This is a genomic window from Arthrobacter sp. P4_F11, assembly GCF_056401395.1.
The window spans coordinates 14513-35799 of the sequence record NZ_JBFUJK010000023.1; the positions used below are offsets into that span (position 1 = coordinate 14513).

Annotated in this window: 20 protein-coding genes; 15 read left to right on the forward strand and 5 right to left on the reverse strand. The window is 68.3% G+C overall.

The genetic code is table 11. From position 1 onward, the window contains the following. Positions 1 to 18: 18 nt before the first annotated feature. The 6 genes from AC1DRO_RS19780 to AC1DRO_RS19805 are packed head-to-tail and all read left to right on the forward strand — an operon-like array spanning position 19 to position 3866. Complete coding sequence (locus AC1DRO_RS19780) at positions 19 to 741, forward strand: DUF5947 family protein (RefSeq protein ID WP_476952121.1); 723 nt, start codon at positions 19 to 21, stop codon at positions 739 to 741. After that, positions 734 to 1375: a DUF6084 family protein gene (locus AC1DRO_RS19785; RefSeq protein WP_476952122.1), complete on the forward strand. Its 642-nt coding sequence runs from the start codon at positions 734 to 736 to the stop codon at positions 1373 to 1375. The genes AC1DRO_RS19780 and AC1DRO_RS19785 overlap by 8 nt, the downstream gene beginning before the upstream one ends. Continuing rightward, positions 1372 to 2898: a hypothetical protein gene (locus AC1DRO_RS19790; RefSeq protein WP_476952123.1), complete on the forward strand. Its 1527-nt coding sequence runs from the start codon at positions 1372 to 1374 to the stop codon at positions 2896 to 2898. Before AC1DRO_RS19785 ends, AC1DRO_RS19790 begins: the two co-directional genes overlap by 4 nt. Beyond that, positions 2895 to 3014 carry a DUF6893 family small protein gene (locus AC1DRO_RS19795; RefSeq protein ID WP_018772298.1) on the forward strand — a complete coding sequence of 40 codons (120 nt, stop codon included), beginning with the start codon at positions 2895 to 2897 and terminating at the stop codon, positions 3012 to 3014. Before AC1DRO_RS19790 ends, AC1DRO_RS19795 begins: the two co-directional genes overlap by 4 nt. An 8-nt stretch (positions 3015 to 3022) precedes the next feature. Next, on the forward strand, positions 3023 to 3595 hold the full coding sequence (locus AC1DRO_RS19800) for a hydrogenase maturation protease (RefSeq protein ID WP_476952124.1): 573 nt from the start codon (positions 3023 to 3025) through the stop codon (positions 3593 to 3595). 13 nt (positions 3596 to 3608) lie between these two features. Next, positions 3609 to 3866 carry a HypC/HybG/HupF family hydrogenase formation chaperone gene (locus AC1DRO_RS19805; RefSeq protein WP_476945388.1) on the forward strand — a complete coding sequence of 86 codons (258 nt, stop codon included), beginning with the start codon at positions 3609 to 3611 and terminating at the stop codon, positions 3864 to 3866. A 70-nt stretch (positions 3867 to 3936) separates the two neighbouring features. Here the strand turns inward: AC1DRO_RS19805 and AC1DRO_RS19810 are convergent, their stop codons facing one another. Further along, on the reverse strand, positions 3937 to 4707 hold the full coding sequence (locus tag AC1DRO_RS19810; RefSeq protein WP_476952125.1) for a DUF6390 family protein: 771 nt from the start codon (positions 4705 to 4707) through the stop codon (positions 3937 to 3939). 195 nt (positions 4708 to 4902) lie between these two features. Here AC1DRO_RS19810 and AC1DRO_RS19815 point away from each other — a divergent pair, with 195 nt between their 5' ends. The 3 genes from AC1DRO_RS19815 (at position 4903) to AC1DRO_RS19825 (ending at position 7895) form a co-directional block, all read left to right on the forward strand. Then, complete coding sequence (locus AC1DRO_RS19815) at positions 4903 to 6090, forward strand: ABC transporter substrate-binding protein (protein WP_476952126.1); 1188 nt, start codon at positions 4903 to 4905, stop codon at positions 6088 to 6090. A 97-nt stretch (positions 6091 to 6187) separates the two neighbouring features. After that, positions 6188 to 7153: a FecCD family ABC transporter permease gene (locus AC1DRO_RS19820; protein WP_476952127.1), complete on the forward strand. Its 966-nt coding sequence runs from the start codon at positions 6188 to 6190 to the stop codon at positions 7151 to 7153. Continuing rightward, the gene (locus tag AC1DRO_RS19825) at positions 7146 to 7895 is read left to right on the forward strand and encodes an ABC transporter ATP-binding protein (RefSeq protein ID WP_476952128.1); all 750 of its coding nucleotides are present in this window, start codon (positions 7146 to 7148) and stop codon (positions 7893 to 7895) included. Before AC1DRO_RS19820 ends, AC1DRO_RS19825 begins: the two co-directional genes overlap by 8 nt. Before the next feature lie 138 nt (positions 7896 to 8033). Here the strand turns inward: AC1DRO_RS19825 and AC1DRO_RS19830 are convergent, their stop codons facing one another. Next, on the reverse strand, positions 8034 to 9401 hold the full coding sequence (locus AC1DRO_RS19830; protein WP_459384356.1) for a cation:dicarboxylate symporter family transporter: 1368 nt from the start codon (positions 9399 to 9401) through the stop codon (positions 8034 to 8036). Positions 9402 to 9538: 137 nt separating this feature from the next. Here AC1DRO_RS19830 and AC1DRO_RS19835 point away from each other — a divergent pair, with 137 nt between their 5' ends. Next, positions 9539 to 11263, forward strand: coding sequence for a sensor histidine kinase (locus AC1DRO_RS19835; protein ID WP_476952129.1), 1725 nt, complete (start codon positions 9539 to 9541; stop codon positions 11261 to 11263). Continuing rightward, entirely contained in the window at positions 11260 to 11979 is a 720-nt protein-coding gene (locus tag AC1DRO_RS19840) for a response regulator (protein WP_476952130.1), read from the forward strand. Before AC1DRO_RS19835 ends, AC1DRO_RS19840 begins: the two co-directional genes overlap by 4 nt. Before the next feature lie 332 nt (positions 11980 to 12311). Here AC1DRO_RS19840 and AC1DRO_RS19845 read toward each other — a convergent pair whose 3' ends face one another. Then, positions 12312 to 13757 (reverse strand): SLC13 family permease, encoded by a 1446-nt coding sequence (locus AC1DRO_RS19845; RefSeq protein WP_476952131.1) that lies wholly within the window; start codon positions 13755 to 13757, stop codon positions 12312 to 12314. Positions 13758 to 13767: 10 nt separating this feature from the next. Continuing rightward, a complete protein-coding gene (locus AC1DRO_RS19850; RefSeq protein WP_476952132.1) occupies positions 13768 to 14886 on the reverse strand; it encodes a PrpF domain-containing protein in 1119 nt (372 codons plus the stop codon). Positions 14887 to 15127: 241 nt separating this feature from the next. Between AC1DRO_RS19850 and AC1DRO_RS19855 the strand changes: the two genes are divergently transcribed. Next, positions 15128 to 16066: a LysR substrate-binding domain-containing protein gene (locus AC1DRO_RS19855; protein ID WP_476952133.1), complete on the forward strand. Its 939-nt coding sequence runs from the start codon at positions 15128 to 15130 to the stop codon at positions 16064 to 16066. A gap of 18 nt (positions 16067 to 16084) precedes the next feature. Here AC1DRO_RS19855 and AC1DRO_RS19860 read toward each other — a convergent pair whose 3' ends face one another. Further along, positions 16085 to 17995, reverse strand: a complete 1911-nt coding sequence (locus AC1DRO_RS19860) for an AMP-binding protein (RefSeq protein WP_476952148.1) — start codon at positions 17993 to 17995, stop codon at positions 16085 to 16087. 187 nt (positions 17996 to 18182) lie between these two features. Between AC1DRO_RS19860 and AC1DRO_RS19865 the strand changes: the two genes are divergently transcribed. Genes AC1DRO_RS19865 through prpB form a run of 3 tightly spaced genes read left to right on the forward strand, consistent with a single transcriptional unit; the run spans position 18183 to position 21257 of the window. Further along, a complete protein-coding gene (locus AC1DRO_RS19865) occupies positions 18183 to 18842 on the forward strand; it encodes a GntR family transcriptional regulator (protein ID WP_476952134.1) in 660 nt (219 codons plus the stop codon). Continuing rightward, on the forward strand, positions 18835 to 20355 hold the full coding sequence (locus tag AC1DRO_RS19870; protein ID WP_476952135.1) for an MmgE/PrpD family protein: 1521 nt from the start codon (positions 18835 to 18837) through the stop codon (positions 20353 to 20355). Before AC1DRO_RS19865 ends, AC1DRO_RS19870 begins: the two co-directional genes overlap by 8 nt. Further along, a complete protein-coding gene (gene prpB / locus AC1DRO_RS19875) occupies positions 20355 to 21257 on the forward strand; it encodes a methylisocitrate lyase (RefSeq protein WP_028277409.1) in 903 nt (300 codons plus the stop codon). Before AC1DRO_RS19870 ends, prpB begins: the two co-directional genes overlap by 1 nt. Positions 21258 to 21287 lie beyond the last annotated feature (30 nt).

A 21287-nucleotide genomic window follows, 5' to 3' on the forward strand; every position in this document is an offset into this window, starting at 1 on the left:
CCGGGAACGGAGCAGGGCATGACGGCGACGCCGGGAACCGGGAGTCAGCCGGCCGGCAGCGCCGGAAACAACAGGGCCGGAAACAGCGCGTCGGCGCTCGCCGTGCTCCGCCGGATAGCGTCCACCCGCCCGGCCCAGCCCGCCGGCGAGCGCTGCGAGATGTGCGCGGAGCCCATCCCGGACGCCCACCAGCACGTGGTGGATCTGGAGAGCCGCTCCCTGCTGTGCACGTGCCGGCCCTGCTATCTGCTGTTCACGGACTCGTCGGCCCATCTGCGTTACCGCTCCGTCCCTGACCGCTACCTCTCGTTCGAGCCCTTCGAGCTCGGCCAGGCCCAGTGGGACGAGCTGGAAATCCCGGTGGGGCTGGCATTCTTCTTCTTTAACTCAGCTCTGGGCCGGACGGCCGCTTTCTACCCGAGCCCCGCGGGCGCCACGGAGTCCGAACTTCCCCTGGCTGCCTGGGCGTCGGTCGAGGCGGCCAACCCGGCCATCACCGTGCTCGCACCCGACACGGAAGCCCTGCTGATCCGCGCCCCCGGCCCCGACCGGGACCGGGCGGACTGCCACCTGGTCCCCATCGATGCGTGCTACGAACTGGTGGGCCGCCTGCGGCGGGTATGGAAGGGCTTCGACGGCGGCCAGGAGTCCCGCCAGGAGCTCGCGGGATTCTTCGACCGGATCAGCCGCCGCAGCAGGCCCGGCGCCCCCGCGGCAGATCTGGAGGGACGCCATGGTTGAGCTCGATTTCAGTGTGCTGGACATCGCCCCGGAGCCCTACGCGGCCGCACCCCAGCTGACCGCCCGCCTGCGGATCCAGGAGAAAAGCGGCGCCGCCGTCCATGCCATGGCCCTGCGGTGCCAGGTGCGGATCCTGGCCCAGCGCCGCGGCTACAACGCCGACGAGGAAACCGGGCTGCTGGAACTCTTCGGCACCCGCGGACGGTGGCCCACCACGCTCAAGCCCTTCATCTGGATGCACAGCGGCGTCCTGGTCCAGGGATTTGCGGACAGTGCCGACGTTGACCTGCCGCTGCCCTGCACGTTCGACTTCGACGTCGCAGCGGCAAAATACCTGAACTCCCTGCGGGACGGGACGGTCCCGCTGGAGTTCCTCTTCTCCGGGACGGTCTTCACGCGCGGCGCGGCGGGCTTCGGCGTCGAGCAGATTCCCTGGGACCGGGAAACTCGGTACGCCCTGCCCGTGGCGGCCTGGCGCTCGCTGATGGACGCGTTCTTCCCGAACCAGGGATGGATCCGCCTGGACCGCGACGTCCTCGCGGCCCTGGCCAGGTACAAGGCGGTCCACGGCTTGATTTCCTGGGAGGCCGCCATCGAGGGGCTGCTGGCCGGGGCGGGTGACCCGGTGCCGTGAACACCGGACTCAGCCTGGCCCGCGCCGTCGCCGACGCTGTCCTCTACGAGGGGTACCTCCTGTACCCCTACCGCGCCTCGTCCGCCAAGAACCAGGCCCGCTGGCAGTTCGGCGTGCTCGGGCCGCCGGGCGCGGCTGAATCCGGTGCCGGCGAAGAGCCGGACATGGCAGCGGATTGCCTCCTCGAGCCGGGACCCGCGGCCCGGGTCGACGTGCACCTGCGCTTCCTGCACCTCCAGAGCCGTTCCGCCGAACGCGCGGATGCCGGCGGTTTCACGCCCGTCGACGAACTCACCGTCGGCGCTTCCCGGTGGCTTAGCTGGGACGAGGCAACGGATCAGGAGATCACCCTCGGGCCGTACAGCCTCGGCCAGCTTGCCGCGGGCGTGTGCGCGCCGGTGAAAGTGCCGGCGAACGAGGACGTCGAGCCCGTGCTGGATCCCGCCGGCGCCATTGCCGGCCGGCTTGTGCGCCGGCGGCGGGAGCTTCGTGGCGAGGTGCGCCTGCTGGCGGCGCAAGTGGCGGCGCCGGGGCAGGCCGCCCAGGCCGGCGCCGCGGCCGGGCCGGCCCACGGGCCGCTGTGGCGGCTCAGGGTCACGGTGGAGAACGCGGCGGCCGCCGCCACCGACACGCGTTCCGCCATCGAGTACTCGTTCATCGGAGCCCATGTCCTGCTCGCCGTCCACGATGCCGATTTCCTGTCGGTGATCGATCCGCCGGAATGGGCAGCAGCGGCGGCGGCTTCGTGCAGCCAGCACCGCTGCTGGCCGGTGCTCGCCGGCCCCGAGGGGCAGCGCGATGTCCTGCTCCTGTCCCCGATCATCCTCTATGACCATCCGGCGGTGGCACCGGAAAGCACCGTGGAACTGTTCGACGCGACGGAGATCGATGAAATCCTGACCTTGCGGGTGCTCACCCTGACCGATGCGGAAAAGGCGGAGGCCCGGTCAACCGATGCCCGGGCCGCGGCGATCATCGAACGCTGCGAAAACATGACGGCAGAGGAGCTCCAGCAGTTGCACGGCATCCTGCGGAACCCGAACGCCGGTGCGCCCCGTGGACCCGGGAGCATCGGAGGCGACGGCTTCCCCGGCCCCGCGGTCCCGGCCTATCCGGAGTTCTCGGTTCCGGAATTCTCGGTTCCGGGCGACGCCGAATCAGGTACCGACGCTGACACCGGTGCCGGCACGCCGTGGTGGGATCCGGCCCGGGACGCCGCCGTGGATCCGGGATCGGACACCGTCTTCATCAACGGCGTCCCGATCTCACGCGGCAGCAGGGTGCGGGTTGTCCCGCTGCGCCGCGCCGACGCCCAGGACCTCTTCTTCGCCGGCAAGTCGGGGCGTGTCACCGGAGTCCACTTCGACGTCGACGGCGGAACGCACATCGCGGTGGTCCTCGAGGCCGACCCCGCCGCCGAACTGCAGGAGTGGTACGGACGGTATCTGTATTTCGCCCCCGAGGAACTCGTCCCGCTCACCGCGGCGCCGGCCCCGGACAACGGAAAGGAACCATCACCATGAAAGCTCTGGGCATCATGACAGTCGTGCTCTTGCTGGCCGCAGGCCTGGCAGCAGCCGTCGTCGGCCTGCGTTCAATTCCGGACATCAAGCGCTACGTGCGAATGCGGAGCATGTGAGGCCCGGTGTGATCGGGGTTCTCGTGGCGGGCGTGGGGAACGTGTTCCTTCGCGACGACGGATTTGGGCCGGCCGTCGCCCGCCGGCTGGCCGAGGAGGTGTCCGGCCTGCCCGGCTGGGCGCCGGAGGAGGTCCAGGTGCGGGACTACGGGATCCGCGGGCTGCACCTCGCCTACGATCTCCTGGACGGGGTGGATGCGCTGGTGCTCGTGGATGTGCTCCCGGCCCCGGCCGACGGGAGCACAAGCGCGGGAACGCTCCGGATCCTGAAGATCCGGGTGGAGGACCTGGAAAGCGGCGGTCCGCTGACGCCTGCCGGCCTGCGGGCCAATCCGGCTTTCGATCCGCATGGCATGGACCCGCTGGCTGTCCTCCGCCGTCTGCGTGTTTTGGGCGGATCGCTGCCGGAGACCTACCTGGTGGGCTGCGTCGCGGGGCGAACGGACGAGGGCATGGGACTGTCCGAGGACGTGTCCCGCGCCGTTCCGGCAGCCGTGGAAGCAGTCCGCACCCTGGTCACAGCCCGCATCACGAACGCAGATGCAGCGCCCGCGAGCGCGGCTCCGGATGAAGCAGGCTGAGGAGGAACCACGGATGTGTCTGGGAATACCGGGCCGGATCATCGAAGTGATCGACGGCTACAACGGGCAACTCGCCCTCGTGGATGTGGCCGGAGTGGAGCGCAAAATCAACGTTGGCCTCCTCGATGACGGCCCTGTGGAGAGCGGCACGTGGGTGCTGATCCACATGGGCTTCGCCCTGGAACGCGTGGACCAGGAAGGTGCCGACCGTGCGATGACGGGACTTGAGCTCATGGGACGGGGCCCGGATCCCACCGACACGGTCCCGTAGCTTTCACTCCCCCACTGGCTGGACTCCCCCACTGAAGGAACTCGCCACTGAAGGAACTGCAAGGCGCCCGCTATTCGAGGGCGATCGCGGCGCCGCGGTGCTCCACGCCGGAATTCGCGATCTTGAGGTGGCGCGCAAAGTAGTGCTGGAGCCGGTGGAGCTGGGCGGGCGAGAGCCGGTCGCACACCCAGTCCCAGTGGAGGGACACCATGTCCCCGGGCGTGAGGTCAGCGATGAAGCCGGACCCGGCCACGGCGTACTTGGCCGTCTCGATCACGGGTTCCCCCAGCGACAGCGCCATCCCGTCCCACGCCAGGGGCCGCGAGCGCACGAGGGCGCTGTCCCCTTCGACGGCCACCACCTCGCCCCACCGGATGCGGCATTGGTCAAGGACGTTCAGGGCCGTGGATGAGCGCCGGTCATCGCGCAGGAGTCCCGTCCACGGATAGATTTCCAGGACGTGGAAGCTGTGATGCGGGACGCCGCCGGCCAGGACCCCTTCCATCAGGTGCGGGAACTGATGCCCGGTCCGTGCGCGGAACCGGTCCTCCATGGAATTGCCGATGCTGCGCACACCCACGGAGTCCAGCAGCGTGTTTCCCACCCAGTAGGCCTCCACCACCGCGTAGTCCAGCGGGTCCGGGATTCCGGTGGCACCGGCGATGAGCTCCAGGTACGGCCAGGCGCCGGCGAACCCCTTCGCAAGTTCGCGCAGGCCCGCGTCGGTCACCCCGGACTGGCCATAGTGCAGCAGCGCGTCGCTGTCAGGCGGCCCGCAGCTGCCCCGCGAATTCGGCGGATACGCGTAGCGGACAAACAGTTGGGCGCCGTTGATTTCCATCCCGTGGCCTCGTTTCACAGGGGATATCAGCGAGGCTAGCACCGGCGCCCGTCGGCGAACAATGCCCGGCGTGACCGGCATTGACACCCCTGCGCATTCGGCGGATGCTGTGAGGAAATGCCGCACCGGGACCATTGCTGTGGCCGGCGCGGAGCGAAAGGCCGTTGCGCGCGGTCCTTCCCGGGAGGTAGGCCGATGAGCATCCCCGAAGCCAACCGACGATCTGTACTGGCAGCGGCCCTCTACGGCGGAGGGGCGCTGTTCCTCGCATCCTGCGCCGCGGCCGGCACGGCGCCACAGTCGTCGCCGCAGTCAACGCCGCCGGCAGGGACTGCCGGTACAGCGCCCCCGGGTTCCGCCTCCGGCCCGGCCGGGATCCAGGTGACGGACCAGCGCGGGACCGTCCTGAGTTTCGACCACCCGGTCACCCGGGTGGTGACCATTCCCATGCCCGCCGCCTCCCTGCTCGCCGCCGTCGACCAGGGCGCCAGCCATCTCGCCGGGATGCACAACGCCTCCTGGGTCGCGATGCGCGACGGCGCCATGGGCGCCATGTACCCGGAGGCCCTGAACATCCCGCACGACATCGCCACGACCGACTTCACGCCCAATGTCGAAAGCATCCGGGCGCTGAACCCCGACGTCGTGGTCCAGTGGAGCGATGCGCAACTGACGGCACCGTTGGAACAGGCCGGGATGAAGGTCCTGGGCATCACGAACACCGGCACGCAGCAGGACGTGGACACGTGGACCGCGCTCTTCGCAACGATGCTGGGCCGCCCGGACCGGGCCGTGCAGATGAAGGCCCGCAGCGACGGGCAACAGAAGGCCATCCAGGCCGAGACCGCCGCCCGCGGCACCGGCGGCCCGGGCATCGTCTACTTCAACAGGTTCAGCGGCGGCCTCAAGGTGGCCGGAAACGGCAGCTACAACGACTTCTACATCAAGCTCATCGGGGCACACAACCCCGCCACCGGCCCGCAGGGCCTTCAGGGCAAGGGCATGGTGGGCGTGGACGTCGAACAGGTCCTGGCCTGGGATCCGGAAATCATCCTGCTCGGGAACTTCGACGACGCGATGCCCGCCGACGTCTACGCCAACCCGGTGTGGCAAAGCGTCTCCGCCGTGCGCTCCCGCCGCGTCTACAAGGTCCCGCTGGGCGGCTACCGCTGGGATCCCCCGGGGCAGGAATCGCCACTGATGTGGCGCTGGCTCACAGATGTCAGTTTCCCCTCCGGCAACCGCTCCACGCTGAGGAACGAGACAAACGACTACTTCGACTTCCTCTACCGCTACCGGCCATCGGCTCCCGAGCTGGACAAGATCCTCTGGACCGAAGCCAACGGCACCTCGGCCAACTACCGGCAGTTCGATGCTTCGTGAGGCCCAGCCTCTGACCACGGGACCCCCCGGCGGCCGGGGACCGGGGCTGCGCCAGGTCATCGGTCCATGCCTGCTCTCCGGAGCAGTCCTGGCGGCCGTGTCGGCGGTTGCACTCGCCAGCGGCCGCTACAGCGTGCCCCTGGACCATGTCGTGCAGATCCTGGCCTCGCGAATAGTTCCCTTCGGCCCGGGCCTTCCCGCGGCCGAGGAAAACGTGGTGCTGCTGGTCAGGTTGCCCAGGGTCCTGCTGGCGCTGCTGGTCGGTGGCGCCCTCGCAATCGGTGGCGCGGCCCTGCAGGCCGTGTTCCGCAATCCCCTGGTCAGCCCGGAGGTCATCGGCGTCTCCTCGGGCGCCTCCTTCGGCGGTGCCCTGGCCCTGCTGCTGGGCCTGGGCCCCGTCGCCCTCGTGGGCGGATCGTTCGGCTTCGGGCTGCTGGCACTGGGAATCGTCTTCCTCATCACGTCCGGGCGGGGCGGCGCCCACATCCTCATGGTGGTCCTCGGCGGAATCGTCACGGCCTCGTTCTTCTCCGCCCTGGTGGCCCTGGTGACGTACCTGGCGGACCCGTTCACCACCTTGCCCGCCATCGTTTTCTGGCTGCTTGGCAGTGTCTCCACCGCCACCTGGGCGAAAGTGCTGGTGGCCCTCATTCCGATCGCTGCCGGCGGCGTCGTCCTGCTGGCCCTGCGGTGGCGGATCAATGTGCTCTCGCTCGGCGACGACGACGCCACCGCCCTGGGGCTCCGGCCGCGCCCCCTGCGCTGGGCGGTCCTCGCCGCCGTGGCCCTCATGGTCGCCGGGGCCGTCGCCGTCAGCGGCGTCATCAGCTGGGTGGGGCTGGTCATCCCGCACCTCGCACGCATGTGGGTGGGACCGGACCACCGGGTGCTGCTGCCGGTCTCCTTCCTGCTGGGCGGGGCCTACCTGATCGCCATCGACACCATCGCCCGCACCGCCACGGCCGGGGAAATCCCGTTGGGCGTCCTGACCGCCCTGATCGGCGCACCGGTCTTCTTCGTGCTCTTGCGCCGGAACCGGGAGAGGATCTGGGACGGTGCTTGAGCTGCGCGGGGCCGGCTTCGGCTATTCACCGCAGAACTGGGTGTTCAAGGATCTCAGCTTCTCGGTGCCGCCGGGCACCGTGACCGCGGTCCTGGGGCCCAACGGCAGCGGCAAGACGACCCTGGTGCGCTGCGCGGCCGGCATGCTGGCCGTACAGGAGGGTGCGGTGCGCAGGTCCGAGACGGCGGGCTATGTTCCCCAGGCGCGCGGCAGCACGTTCGGCTACCCGGCCCTGGACATGGTGGTCATGGGCCGTGCCCGCCACATCGGCGTCTTCCGCTCCCCCGGCAGCCGGGACAGGGCCGCCGCGCTCCGCGCCATGGACCGGGTCGGGATCGCCGCCCTGGCCGGCCGGCTGTTTCCGACGCTGAGCGGGGGCGAGCAGCAGCTGGTCCTGATTGCACGGGCTATCGCGGGCGGTTCGCGGCTCCTCGTCCTGGACGAGCCGTCCACCGGGCTGGACCTGAAGAACCAGGTCCGGGTCCTCCAGCTGCTGAGGGAACTCGTGCGGACCGGGATGTCGCTGCTCGTGAGCACCCATCACCCGGACCACGCCCTGTTCCTCGCGGACTCGGTGGTCCTGATGGGCGCCGCGGGTGTGGTGACCGGGCCTGCCGGGCCGCTCCTCGCCGATGCGCAGCTTTCGGCGCTGTACGGCGTACGCGTCAGCACCCTGAACTACGACGACGCCGGGACGCCCCGCCGCACCGTGGTCACCCCCTTCGGCGCCGACGAGGGCTGAACCGAACGCCCAAGCGCCCGGCAGCTGGGCTGCCGGGCGCTTGGGGCGTCATCGAGCGGTAGTGCGTCCGGTCAGTTTAGGGCCGGGGTGCGGCGCCGGACCGGTTCCGGCGCGGGTCAGGACGGTGCAGGCGTCGGTTCAGGCGTGTGCCAGGACCGGTTGTGCCGGCTGTGCGGGCTGTTCGGCGGCATCCTGTGCGCCGGAGTGGCCGGCCAGCATCGTCTCTTCGTCGAACGGCTCGGCACCGGCCAGGACACGGTCCACGCGTCCTCCGTCGATCTCCTTGACCCAGGTGCCGATCAGCACCGTGGCGACGGCGTTGCCGGTGAAGTTGGTCAGGGCGCGCGCCTCGGACATGAACCGGTCGATGCCGACGATCATGCCCACGCCGCCCAACAGCTGGGGTGCGTGCGCCTGGAGTCCGGCGGCCAGCGTGGCCAGGCCGGCGCCGGTGACGCCGGCGGCACCCTTGGAGGCGATGATCATGAAGACCAGCAGGGAAACCTGGGCGCCAAGGTCCAGCGGCGTGCCCATGGCGTTGGCGACGAAGAGTGCTGCCATGGTCAGGTAGATGGCGGTCCCGTCCAGGTTGAAGGAGTAGCCGGTGGGGACCGTGACGCCGACGACGGGCTTGGACACGCCGAGGTGTTCCATCTTCGCGATCAGGCGGGGCAGCGCGGCTTCGGAGGAGGAGGTCGAGAAGATCAGCAGGTATTCGCGGCCGAGGTACTTCATAAGCTTGAAGATGCTGACGCCTGCGACCGCCTTGAGCAAACCGCCGAGGACCACGACGATGAACAGGGCGCAGGTGATGTAGAAGGCGCCCATCAGGGTCGCCATGCTGATGATGGCCTGGAAGCCGGTGGCGCCGACCACCGCGGCGATCGCGCCGAAGGCTCCGACCGGGGCCAGCCACATGATCATGATGAGGATGCGGAACACGAGGGCCTGGCCGTACCCGACGGCCTTGAGGATCGGGGCTCCCTGGGGGCCCATCTTCTGCAGCGCGAAGCCGACCAGGATCGCGGCGAGGAGAGTCGGCAACACGGGAATGTCGCCCGGGATGATGCCCAGCAGGAAGTCAACGGTGCTGTCGACCGCCGCCTTCTTGTTCGGATCATAGGGGGCGAGCTTGAGGCCCTCGCCCGGGTGGATCAGGTTGCCGACCACGAGGCCGATCGCCAGGGCGAAGGTGGACATGACCACAAAGTAGGCGAGCGCCAGGCCGCCGACCTTGCCGACCGTCGCGGCCTTGGCGATGGAGCCGATGCCGAGCACGATCGTGCAGAAGATCACGGGCGCAATCATCATCTTGATGAGTTTGATGAAGCCGTCGCCGAGCGGCTTGAGGGATTTGCCGACCTCGGGGAACAGCAGGCCAATAACGGCACCTGCGATCACGGCGACGATGACTGCGATGTAGAGGTAGTGGGACTTGTCCAGTCCCTTGCGCTTCTTGGCCGGAGCGGCGGCCGGTGCTGCTGACTCTCCTCGTTGAGAGGCCATGGTGTTCTCCTTGGATAGGCTGGACTTGGTGCGGTCCTGGCTGTGGTCCGCTCTTGTCCTTCTTGCGTGTAACTTCATCATTGATGAGAAGGTGACGCGCATCACCCTTGCGTTCATATTGGTCATGGAAGGTGTTGATGATCCGGCGCTGGAGCATCGCCCGCAGGCTGTTTGCGGCCAACCTGCTGTTCGTGGTTGCCCTGACGGCCATCGTTGGCACGGCCGTGTTCGTGGACGCGCGCGATCACGCCTACGACGAGGCCGGACGCCGGATGACCGGCATCGCCACGGCCGTCGCCGACGCCCCCTTCGTCCTGGCGGCGGCGGACACAGCCGATCCCACGGCCCTGCTGCAGCCGTATGCCCTGAAGATCATGAACGACGCCGACGCGGATTTCATCACGATCATGGACCCGGACCGCACGCGCTGGACCCACCCGCGCGATGAGGAACTGGGCAAACCGTATATCGGCTCCATCGACGCGGCCCTCCATGGCCAGGTGTTCACGGAAGTCATGGCCGGCACCCTCGGCCCGTCGGTGCGCACCATCGCCCCGGTCAAGGATGCCCACGGCAAGGTACGGGCGCTCGTGGCCGCGGGCGTGACGGTCCGGACGGTGGACGTCGCACTCTCCGGCCGGCTGCCGGCGCTGCTGGCCATCAGCCTGGCGCTGCTGGCCGGCGGGTCGGCGGCGGCCTGGCTCCTGGGACGGTATCTGCGCCGGGTGACCCGCGGCTGGGGCCCGGAAGAGCTGGGCCAGCTCTTCGCTTACTACGAATCGGTGCTGCATTCGGTGCGTGAGGGCGTGATCCTCATCGACCCCAAGGGCAAAGTGGTGATGTACAACGACCAGGCCGCCGAACTGCTCGGGCTGAGGAAACAATCCGCCGACGGCGGTCCCACCTCCGGCGCTGACGGCGGCGTTGCGGGGGGCGGGCGCCAGGCGGCGCCCTCCCTCGCGGAGTTGCCGCTGGCCCCCAGCCTCAAGGAGCTCTTCGAATCGGGGCGGACCGCCCTGGATGAGATCCACCTGACCGGCTCGCGGATCCTGGTGGTCAACCAGGGCCCCGCGGTGGGACCCGAATCGGCCGGCGCCCGCCCGCGCGGAGCGAAGTCCGGCGCTGCCGCCGCTGGCACTCCTGTTTATGGAACGGTCGCCACCATCCGGGACCGTACCGAGATCGAATCCCTGGGCAGTGAACTCGAGACCATGCGCACGCTCTCGGACGCGCTCCGCGCCCAGACCCATGAGCACGCCAACCGGCTCCACACCATCGTCTCGCTCATGGAACTGGGCCGGGGCCCCGAGGCGCTGGACTTCGCCACCAAGGACCTGGAACTGAGCCAGCGGCTCACGGATGACATTGTGAGCTCCATCGAGGAACCCGTGCTCGGCGCCCTGATCATGGGCAAGGCGGCCGAAGCACACGAACGCGGTGTAGAACTGACCCTCAATACCAGCGGTTCCACGGCCGTGACCGGACTGGCCGTGCAGGACCTCGTGGCCATCCTGGGGAACCTGCTGGACAATGCCATCGACGCCGCGGCCGAGGCGCCGGCACCCAGGCTCGTGGAGCTGACCGTCGAGACCACCGGCTCCGCCCTGGAGATTACCGTGGAGGACAGCGGCCACGGGATCGATCCCGCGGCCGTGGAGGACGTCTTCCGGCACGGTTTCAGCACCAAGGCCCCGGGACCGTTCGGACGCGGCCTCGGACTGGCCCTGGTGCGCCAGGCGGTGCAGCGGCTGGGCGGTACCATGACAATCACCAGCCCGGCCGGGGCGCTGTTCCGCGTCACTCTGCCCGTCACATCACCGCCGGTCACTACGCTGCCGGTCACTACCGAGGGACAACCATGAGCGAGATCCGGGTGCTCGTCGTCGAGGACGAGCCCATCGCTGCCGCAGCGCACGCCGCCTACATAGAAAGACTGGACGGTTTCACCCTGGCGGGCTCCGCGCCCGACGGCCAGTCCGCCCTGCGCCTGCTCACCGAATTCGCCGCGGCAGGCAATCCGGTGGAGCTGGTCCTGCTGGACATGAACCTCCCGGACCTGCACGGGCTGGACATCGCACGCCGCATGCGGGCGGCCGGACTGTTCGCGGACATCATCGCCATCACCGCGGTGCGGGAACTGAACATTGTCCGCAGCGCGGTGGCCATCGGCGTGGTCCAGTACCTGATCAAACCGTTCACCTACGCGACCTTTGCGGACAAGCTCGCCAGCTACCGGCTGTTCCGCGAGCAGCTGGCCGCACCCCTGGCCGGGGAAGCCGGAGCCCGGGCGTCCCAGAGCGATGTGGACCAGGCCTTCGCCAGCCTCCGTGCCCCGTCCGAGCTGTCGCTGCCCAAGGGCCTGGCCGTATCCACGCTGGAATCCGTCCAGGACTACATCAAGCAGCAGGCCGAGGCGGTGTCGGCCAGCGAGGTCATGGAGGCGCTCGGGATGTCCCGGGTCACCGCCCGGCGCTACCTCGAATACCTCGCCGACGCCGGAACGGTCTCCCGCGCCGCCCGCTACGGCGCCCCCGGCCGGCCGGAGAATGAATACCGCTGGAACCGGCCGAGGACATAGGCCTGCCGCTCCCCCGTTCCCGTCACTCACTTGCCGGTAATCCCGGGAAACACTGCCGCGAAATGCCGTCCCGGCGGTTTCCTTGCGGCGGGGATGATCGGGAATGCTTGGTGCCATGCGGCCGCTGTTGAATTGTCAGGGCAGTGGGGCGGCGCGCGTTGCGAATAGGCGATGATCCGGGTGATCATCATTCGCCGCCCCACTGCGGTCTGGTGCCGGCGGACTCTGTGTGTCCGGGCCTTCTTCGTGGTTACTCGCCGCAACCAAAGACTTCATTCAAGGCGGCGAGGTCGTCCCGGCTATCGGTAGCCGCGTCGCCGGTGGCCGTGCGGTTACATGATGCCGGTGGGAACCAGCAGGACCCAGGCGAGGGCGGGGGCTACGAGCACCACTCCCCCGGCATAGGCCATCAGCTGCCGGTAGACTCGCTGCCTGTCATTGTCGCGGGCGTTGGCGACGACCAGCGCACCGTCGGTGGAAAAGGGCGAGACATCCACCACCGTGGCAGCTATAGCCAGCGCCGCGACCGTTCCTGAGGCGCTCAGCGAACTGGTAGCCAGGAGCGGACCGGCCAGGGGAATGAACGCGGTCAGCAACGCCGTGGAGGAGGCGAAGGCTGAGCCGACGCCAATGACATAACAGAGGACCAGGGCCACCAGCAGCGGTGCGCCCAGTGCCAGAGCCTGCTCGGCGAGGGTATCGATGACACCAACATGCTGGAGCAGGGAGACATAGGTGATCATGCCGGCTACCAGCAGGACGGTGGACCAGGAGACGCCGCCGATGAACGTTTGGTGTTCTTTGATGTTGACCAGCGCCAGCAGGAGTCCGGCGGAGAGTGCCACAAAGCCGATCGGCAGGTGGAAGCCCAGGGTGCACACGAGCATCACCGCGATCAGTGCCAGCGTGAGGATCTGCTGCCCGCGAGGGCGGCTGGTGCGGGCTGTGTCGACGTCGGCATGCTGGCCGCCTTCGCCGTCCCGCAGCCTGCCCAGGAGGGCGAACAGGACGATGGTGAGCACGGAGAGGATGAGATTGATGGCGAAGCTGGCGATGAAGAGTGCGCCCTGGGAGATGGGAAATCCGTTCTTCAGGGCGATGTCGTGCACCAGCACGCCGGCGACGGACAGCGGGGAAAAGCCGCCGGCGTGGGCTCCGTTGATGATGAATGCGCCCATCAAGACGGGATGGATCCGGGACTCGTAGGCGAATCCGATGGCCGCCGGTGCCAGCAGCGCGACGGCGGCCGGCGAGAAGGTGCCCAGTGACGTGAGCGCAGCAGCGATCAGGAAGAACACCCAGGGCAGCAGCATCGTCTTGCCCCTGACGAGGCGTACGCAGGTCTGGACGATGATGTCGATGGTGCCGTTCCGCTGGGCCATGCTGAAGAAATAGGTGACTCCGATGATCGTCACGACGATGCTGGCGGGGAACTCTTCGAGGATCTGCTTGTCCGTCATTCCGAGCATGAAATAGCCGACGCCGAAGGAGGCAACCAGCCCCATCACGCCGATGTTCAGCGGCCATTTCGTGGCGACGATGAACATTATGACGAGGATGACGAGCGGGATGATTTGGACAGCGGTCATGGAGTGCTCCGGTTGCGGGGTGGCCGAAGGGTTGAAGATATCACCCCCCAGCACGAGCGCAATCAAAGCCAGGAACGCGAACCCGGCGGCCGCCGCCAGCAGCATTCGGCGGCGGCGGGTTGGACGCGGGGCATCGTTGTCCCGGGTCTGGTCCGCAGCGACAGCGGTGCGGTGCTCAGTCTTGGTCATGATGGTCTCCTCAGCGGGTGGCTCCCGCGAGGGAGGCAGCGACGGCGCTGCCGGGGACCTCGGGGAGATGGATGATGGTTGTGGCGATGGTGCGGGCCGTGCGGTCGACGCCTACGAGGAGCGTCCCGTCGTGCTCCTCGCTCCAGGTCTCGATGACCCCGGCGGGGGTGCGGAGCCGGAGCGTGCTCCCCAGGGAGTCGCCCGTGATGGTGTGCAGCACGGTGCCGGGGGTGCGGGCGGCCAGGGTCAGGGCGATGCTGCCGGTGATGGCCAGGGCCGGGTGGGGCTTGCCCATGGAGAGCATCATGACGTTGGCGTTGCAGTCCGGGCCGGCCTGGGCGGGCGCGGCGACGATGGCGAGCTTGGGGATGGCCCGGGCCGCTTCGGCTGTCGTGCGGACCAGCCCCATCCGCACCGCCGCCTGCCGCCGGATCTGCTCCAGGGTATCCAGCTGCAGCTCCACTCCGGCGCGCCAGCTGTCGTACCTGGCCGGGTCCAGGCCCAGCTCTTCGGCGTTGACGATCACCACGGGCGCTCCGGCGTCGACCATCGACACGGTCCAGCAGGTTCCGCCGGCGGTGAGGGTGTCAGTGGCCGCTCCGGTGGGCAGCAGCGCACCGGTGGTCCTGCCGGCAGGGTCCTGGAAGCCGAGCCTCACAGCGTAGCCGGGGAAGGGTACGCCTGGCATCCGGGCGTCCGGAACGGAGGCCAGGGCTCCGGCAGGGGTGGCCACGCGCTGGACGATGATTTGGTTGGTGTTGGTGTTGCGGGTGACGATCCGCGTGACGTCTCCATTGGGGAGCACCCAGCCCTTCTCGATGGCGTACAGACCCACCACCGCCGAGCCGTTCCCGCAGTTGCTGCCCCAGTCCACCGCGGCCTCTTCGACACCCACCTGGGCAAAGGTGTACTCAACGTCGACGTCGCCGCTGACGGGCCGGTGCAGAATCACGGCCTTGCTGGTGGTCGAGGTGGCGCCGCCGACGCCGTCGATCTGGCGCGGGTCCGGGCTGCCGAACAGCCGCGGCAGCAGCACATCGAGGCTGGTGCCGGCCGCCTGAAGATGCTCCGCTTCGAACACCCAGCACTTGCTGGTGCCTCCGCGCATCCATTGGGCTTCGATCTTCATGGTGTTTCCCGCTTCTCCTCGTGCCTCAGACTTGAATGAGGACCTGAAAAGAGATTGAGCCAGATCACAATTTTAGACAATGTTGGATTTTTTCAGGGGGATGTAGGATTGCTTAACTCATAGAGCGCTGGAGGATTATTCCCCAGCTGCAAAGCGTCCATTGCCAGGAATAGTGCTCGAAGTCCTCAAGGGAGGCCTCGTCCCGGCAGGGAATGAACCAAAGGCGAAGAAGGGTGAAGCGTTGCTTAAGGACGAAGGTCAGGATTTGTTCGACATAAGGCGGCTGGCGCTTCTGCTGGAGGTGGTGGAGCAGGGCTCGATCACCGCCGCGGCCGAGTTGATGATGTACACGCCCTCGGCCGTCTCCCAGCAGCTGCGCAAGCTCGAACAGGAAGTGGGGCAGCCTCTGCTCACCCGTCGTTCCCGCGGGGTGGTGCCCACCGAGGCCGGCCAGGTTCTGGCCGGCCACGCCCGCAAGATCGTCTGGCAGATGCAGGCAGCCCGGTCCGACCTTGGCCAGATTGCCGGCCTCAGACGCGGTTCCCTGACCGTGGGTACATTCCCAACCCTGGCCGGATCCTTCCTGCCCATCGTCATCAGGACCTTTAAAAAGCGCTACCCGGCCATCAGCCTCTCTTTGCGCAGCGCCCGCTTCGATGAACTCGTCGCAGATCTGCAGTCCGGGGTCACGGGTCTGTGCCTGCTCTGGGATTACCCCTGGAATCCGTTCCGGGACGATTCCATCCGCGTAACCGAGGTCTTCCGGGAGAGCACCGTTATCCTGGTGGCCCGCAGCCATCCACTCGCCGACCGGGAGCAGGTACGCATGGAAGACCTGCGCAACGAGTCCTGGATCGTGCGCGCCGAGGCCCACCCCGTCGTGGAGGTGCTGCAGCGTTCCGCTCACGACGCCGGATTCGAACCGGAGATTGCCTTCCTGGCCAACGACTACCAGGAGGCCCAGGCCATGGTCAGCGTTGGAATGGGCGTGGCCATGGTGCCCAAGACCGCCGTGGCACTTCAGCATCCCGACGTGAAGGTGCTGAGCCTGGGTTCCGCTGCCCCGCTGCGGAGGATACTGCTGGCTCAGCGGGAGGATAAGGTCTATGCCCCGGCCGAGGTGGCTTTCCACTCCACCCTGTTGGAAATCGCCCGCGAACGGGCCGGCGACTATCACTAGACCACAAGGCTGCTCCGGTCACTCCGCAGGGCCGGGGCGCAGGGTGTCGAGCAGCGCGTCGATCACGCCGGCGTCCTCGATCGTGGAGGGCACCACGTAGGTCTCGCCGTCGGCGATCTGGCGCATGGTCTTGCGCAGGATCTTTCCCGAACGGGTCTTCGGCAGGGCGTCCACCACGGTGACGTGCTTGAAGTCCGCCACGGCCCCGATGTCGCGCCGGACCAGGGCGATCAGGTCCTTGACCAGGACGTCCTCGGGCACGTCCACCCCGGACTTGAGGACCACGTAGCCGCTGGGCCGCTGGCCCTTGAGCGGGTCGGCGAGGCCGATCACGGCGCATTCGGCAACTGCCGGGTGCTGGCCGATCACCTGTTCCATGGCGCCGGTGGAGAGCCGGTGTCCGGCGACGTTGATGATGTCATCCGTGCGGCCCATGACGAAGACGTAGCCGTCCTCGTCCCGGTAGCCCGAGTCACCGGTGGCGTAGTAGCCCTCAAACGCCTGGAGGTAGGAGGAGATGTAGCGGTCGTCGTTGCGCCAGAGCGTGGTCAGGGTGCCAGGCGGCAGCGGCAGGCCCAGGACGATGTTGCCTTCCGTGCCGGCCTCGACGTCCCCGCCCGCGCCGTCGACGACGTTGAGCCGGAAGCCGGGCATCGGGACGCTCGGCGACCCGGCCTTGATCGGCAGTCCGCCGAGGCCGCGGGGGTTGGCGCAGATGGCCCAGCCCGTCTCCGTCTGCCACCAGTGGTCGACCACCGGAACACCGAGCACCCGGGAGGCCCAGTGGAAGGTATCGGTGTCCAGCCGCTCGCCGGCCGCGAACAGCGTCCGCAGGCTGGCAATGTCGTACTTGTCCAGGAACCGGCCCTCAGGGTCGGCCTTGCGGATGGCCCGCAGCGCGGTGGGCGCGGTGAACAGCACGTTGACCTTGTGGTCCTGGATGACCCGCCAGAACGCGCCGGCGTCGGGCGTCCCCACCGGCTTGCCTTCGTACAGCACCGTGGTGGCGCCGGCCAGCAGCGGCCCATAGACGATGTAGGAGTGGCCCACCACCCAGCCCACATCCGAGGCGGTCCACATGACGTCGCCGGGGCCGACGTCGTAGAGGTTTTCCATGGTCCATTTCAGGGCCACGGCGTGGCCGCCGTTGTCCCGCACCACGCCCTTGGGCGAGCCGGTGGTGCCCGAGGTGTAGAGGATGTACAGCGGGTCCGTCGCCTTGACGTCCACCGGCGCGGCCGCCTCCGCGGAGGCCATCTCGGTGTCCCAGTCGAGCCATCCGGGGTGCTCGGCCGCCATGGAGGCCACCGTCGAGACGAAGCCGTCCCTGGCCTTGACCAGCACCGGGGTTCCGGCGGCGCCGGCGATACTGAGGGCCTCGGCGACGGCGGGCAGGTACTCAATCCGGCGCGACGGCTCGATGCCGCCGGACGCCGTCACCACCGCCGCGGGGGCTGCATCGCGGATGCGGGCGGCAAGTTCCTTGGGGGCAAACCCGCCGAAGACGACCGAGTGCACGGCGCCGAGCCGCGCGGTGGCCAGCATCGCGATCACGGCCTCGGGGATCATCGGCATGTAAATCACCACGCGGTCGCCCTTGCCGACGCCGCTGCGGCGCAGGACACCGGCGAACCGGGCCACGAGGTCCGTCAGTTCCGCATAGGTATAACTCTGCCGGATGCCCAACATCGCGGAGTCGTAGACCAGGGCGTCCTGCTCACCCCTGCCCTGGGCGACGTGCCGGTCGAGGGCGTTGTACGACGTGTTCAGGACCCCGTCCGGAAACCAGTCGTAGAGCGGTGCCCGGCCCGCGTCGAGGGCCCGCCGCGGGGGCGTCTGCCAGGAGATCCCTTCCGCTGCGTCCAGCCAGAATTCTGCGGGATGTTCCAGGCTCCGTTCGTAGGCGGCCCGGTAGCTCTTGGTGACCATGACGTACATCCTGTCCACGACGTTGTGATGCAGCCATGGTAAGCCGGGGCGTACCGGCGATACAAGGGTCATGTATACACAGCTCGGCTATTTCCTTGTCGCATGCGGCAATTGCTGGGCAAAGGGCCGTTGCTTGTATACACTGATGATGTTCCACCCCGACAGAGCCGCCACCGAAGGAGGCACGATGCGCGCCAGCGACAAGGCCTATGCGGCCCTGCGCGACGACATCATCGAATGGCGCCTCCTGCCCGGAACCGTGCTCGCGGAGGTGGAACAGTCGGCGCGCCTCGGCATCTCCCGCACCCCGCTGCGGGAGGCCCTGAGCCGGCTCACGGCCGAAGGGCTGACGACGACGGCGGGCGGGCGCGGCGTCGTCGTCACCGACATTTCCCTGGACGACATCGACGAACTGTTCGAACTGCGCGAAACCCTCGAGGGCAGGGCCGCCGCCCTGGCGGCCGAGCGCGGCGACCCCGCAACCTTCGATGCGTTGCGGCGCGAACTGCTCCGGGCCCCGGAACTGATCGGCGGACAGGATCCGGCCCTGCACGACTACTACGGGCTGGTCGGACGGCTGGACGCGGCCATCGACGCCGCCATCTCCAACGCCTACCTCGTCCAGGCCATGCGCAGCCTCCGCGTCCACCTCGTGCGCGTCCGCCGCCTGGCCGCCGATGACGCCGCCCGGCTCACTGCCGCGGCCGCCGAGCACGCTGCCATCGCCGAGGCGATCGCCGCCGGCAACCCGCGCCTGGCCGAGGCCGCCACCACGCTTCACCTGCACCGCAGTCTTTCGCACGTCAAAGCCACCCATACACCTCAGCAAAGGGAGCACCATGGTTAAGGAACACCACGTCCGCGTTTACAAGAGCGAGGAAAACCTGGGCCGCGAGGACCAACTGGCCTACAAGATCGCCAAGGTCGCCGCGGATCCCGTGGAGGTCACCGATGAGGTCACCGACATGGTGATCAACCGGATCATCGACAACGCCTCGGTGGCGGTCGCGTCGCTGAACCGCGCCCCGATCGTCGCGGCCCGGGCCCAGGCCCTCACCCACGGCCCCAGCACCGGCGGCAAGGGCGCCAAGGTCTTCGGCATCGAGGAACGCGTCTCCCCCGAATGGGCCGCCTGGGCCAACGGCGTCGCGGTCCGTGAACTCGACTACCACGACACCTTCCTGGCCGCGGACTACTCGCACCCGGGTGACAACATCCCCCCGGTCCTGGCCGTCGCCCAGCACGTAGGTTCCAGCGGCCGGGACCTGGTCCGCGGCATCGCCACCGGCTACGAGATCCAGGTCAACCTGGTCAAGGCCATCTGCCTGCACAAGCACAAGATCGACCACGTGGCCCACCTCGGCCCGTCCGCCGCCGCCGGCATCGGCACCCTGCTGGGCCTCGACGTCGAGACCATCTTCCAGTCGGTCGGCCAGGCGCTGCACACCACCACCGCCACCCGGCAGTCCCGCAAGGGCGAAATCTCCACTTGGAAGGCGCACGCCCCCGCGTTCGCCGGCAAGATGGCCGTCGAATCCGCGGACCGTGCGATGCGCGGCCAGACCTCCCCCGTGCCGATCTACGAGGGCGAAGACGGCGTGATCGCCTGGATGCTGGACGGCCCGGACGCCTCCTACACCGTGCCGCTGCCGGAGGCCGGCGAGGCCAAGCGGGCCATCATGGACACGTACACCAAGGAACACTCGGCCGAATACCAGGCCCAGGCGTGGATCGACCTCGCCCGCAAGCTCAACGGCGAACACCCCGAGGTCACGGACCCGGCCAACGTCGAATCCGTGCTGATCAAGACCAGCCACCACACCCACTACGTGATCGGCTCCGGCGCCAACGACCCGCAGAAGTATGATCCCACGGCCAGCCGCGAGACGCTGGACCACTCGATCCCGTACATTTTCACCGTCGCCCTGCAGGACGGCACCTGGCACCACGTGGACTCCTACGCCCCGGAACGCGCTGCCCGCCCCGACACCGTGGAACTCTGGCACAAGGTCAGCACGGTCGAGGACCCGGAATGGACCCGCCGCTACCACTCCCTGGACATCGCCGAGAAGGCCTTCGGCGGCACCGTGGAGATCACGCTCAAGGACGGCACGGTCATCACCGATGACATCGCGGTCGCCGATGCCCACCCGCTGGGCGCCCGGCCCTTCGCCCGGGAGCAGTACGTCAACAAGTTCCGCATCCTCGCCGCCGGCCTGGTGGCCGATGAGGAGATCGAGCGCTTCCTCGCCGCCGCCGCCCGGCTCCCCGAGCTCGCCGCCGGCGAGCTGGACCAGCTGAACATCCAGGCCGCCGACGGCGTGATCGACCTCGCCGGCGCCCCGAAGGGACTCTTCTAATGTTGTATTCGAAGGTCACACCGGAGCAGAAGCGGATCCGGTTCCGCGAAATCCTCGCCTCCGGCACCATCGCCCAGTTCCCCGGCGCGTTCAACCCGCTCTCGGCGCGGCTGATCGAGGAGAAGGGCTTCGCCGGGGTGTACATTTCCGGCGCCGTCCTCGCCAATGACCTGGGCCTGCCGGACATCGGGCTGACCACGCTCACGGAGGTGGCCACCCGCGCCGGGCAGATCGCCCGGATGACGGACCTGCCGGCGATCGTCGACGCCGACACCGGCTTCGGTGAGCCCATGAACGTGGCCCGGTCGGTCCAGGAGCTCGAGAACGCCGGCCTGGCCGGCTGCCACATCGAGGACCAGTTCAACCCCAAGCGCTGCGGCCACCTCGACGGGAAGAACGTCGTGGATCTGGAGACCGCCACCAAGCGGATCCGGGCCGCGGCCGATGCCCGCCGCGACCCGAACTTCCTGATCATGGCCCGGACCGACATCCGCGCCACGGACGGGCTCGAGGCCGCCCAGGAGCGCGCCAAAGCGCTAGTGGAGGCCGGTGCGGACGCGATCTTCCCGGAGGCGATGAAGGACCTGGCCGAATTCCAGGCCATCCGCGATGCCGTTGATGTCCCGATCCTGGCCAACATGACCGAATTCGGCCAGAGTGCCTTGTTCACCGTGGAGGAGCTGGCCGGCGTCGGCGTCAATATGGTCATTTATCCGGTGACGCTGCTCCGTAGTGCCATGGGCGCTGCGGAGCGTACTCTGGAATCGATTAAGGCCGACGGAACCCAGGAGGCACAGGTTGGAAGCATGCTGACCCGTGCGCGTTTGTACGATCTCGTTGATTACGAGGCTTACAACCGTTTTGATACCGGAGTCTTTAATTTCCAGATCCCCGGTAAGTAAGCCCCGCATAGAACCTCCGGCACGTGCCGG

Excerpts from the sequence above, each read along its gene's own strand:
- AC1DRO_RS19780 (WP_476952121.1), top strand. The coding sequence starts at position 19 with ATGACGGCGACGCCGGGAACCGGGAGTCAGCCGGCCGGCAGCGCCGGA.
- AC1DRO_RS19785 (WP_476952122.1), top strand. The coding sequence starts at position 734 with ATGGTTGAGCTCGATTTCAGTGTGCTGGACATCGCCCCGGAGCCCTAC.
- AC1DRO_RS19795 (WP_018772298.1), top strand. The coding sequence starts at position 2,895 with ATGAAAGCTCTGGGCATCATGACAGTCGTGCTCTTGCTGGCCGCAGGC.
- AC1DRO_RS19805 (WP_476945388.1), top strand. The coding sequence starts at position 3,609 with ATGTGTCTGGGAATACCGGGCCGGATCATCGAAGTGATCGACGGCTAC.
- AC1DRO_RS19810 (WP_476952125.1), bottom strand. The coding sequence starts at position 4,707 with ATGGAAATCAACGGCGCCCAACTGTTTGTCCGCTACGCGTATCCGCCG.
- AC1DRO_RS19815 (WP_476952126.1), top strand. The coding sequence starts at position 4,903 with ATGAGCATCCCCGAAGCCAACCGACGATCTGTACTGGCAGCGGCCCTC.
- AC1DRO_RS19830 (WP_459384356.1), bottom strand. The coding sequence starts at position 9,401 with ATGGCCTCTCAACGAGGAGAGTCAGCAGCACCGGCCGCCGCTCCGGCC.
- AC1DRO_RS19835 (WP_476952129.1), top strand. The coding sequence starts at position 9,539 with ATGATCCGGCGCTGGAGCATCGCCCGCAGGCTGTTTGCGGCCAACCTG.
- AC1DRO_RS19840 (WP_476952130.1), top strand. The coding sequence starts at position 11,260 with ATGAGCGAGATCCGGGTGCTCGTCGTCGAGGACGAGCCCATCGCTGCC.
- AC1DRO_RS19845 (WP_476952131.1), bottom strand. The coding sequence starts at position 13,757 with ATGACCAAGACTGAGCACCGCACCGCTGTCGCTGCGGACCAGACCCGG.
- AC1DRO_RS19850 (WP_476952132.1), bottom strand. The coding sequence starts at position 14,886 with ATGAAGATCGAAGCCCAATGGATGCGCGGAGGCACCAGCAAGTGCTGG.
- AC1DRO_RS19860 (WP_476952148.1), bottom strand. The coding sequence starts at position 17,995 with ATGGTCACCAAGAGCTACCGGGCCGCCTACGAACGGAGCCTGGAACAT.
- AC1DRO_RS19865 (WP_476952134.1), top strand. The coding sequence starts at position 18,183 with ATGCGCGCCAGCGACAAGGCCTATGCGGCCCTGCGCGACGACATCATC.
- AC1DRO_RS19870 (WP_476952135.1), top strand. The coding sequence starts at position 18,835 with ATGGTTAAGGAACACCACGTCCGCGTTTACAAGAGCGAGGAAAACCTG.
- prpB (WP_028277409.1), top strand. The coding sequence starts at position 20,355 with ATGTTGTATTCGAAGGTCACACCGGAGCAGAAGCGGATCCGGTTCCGC.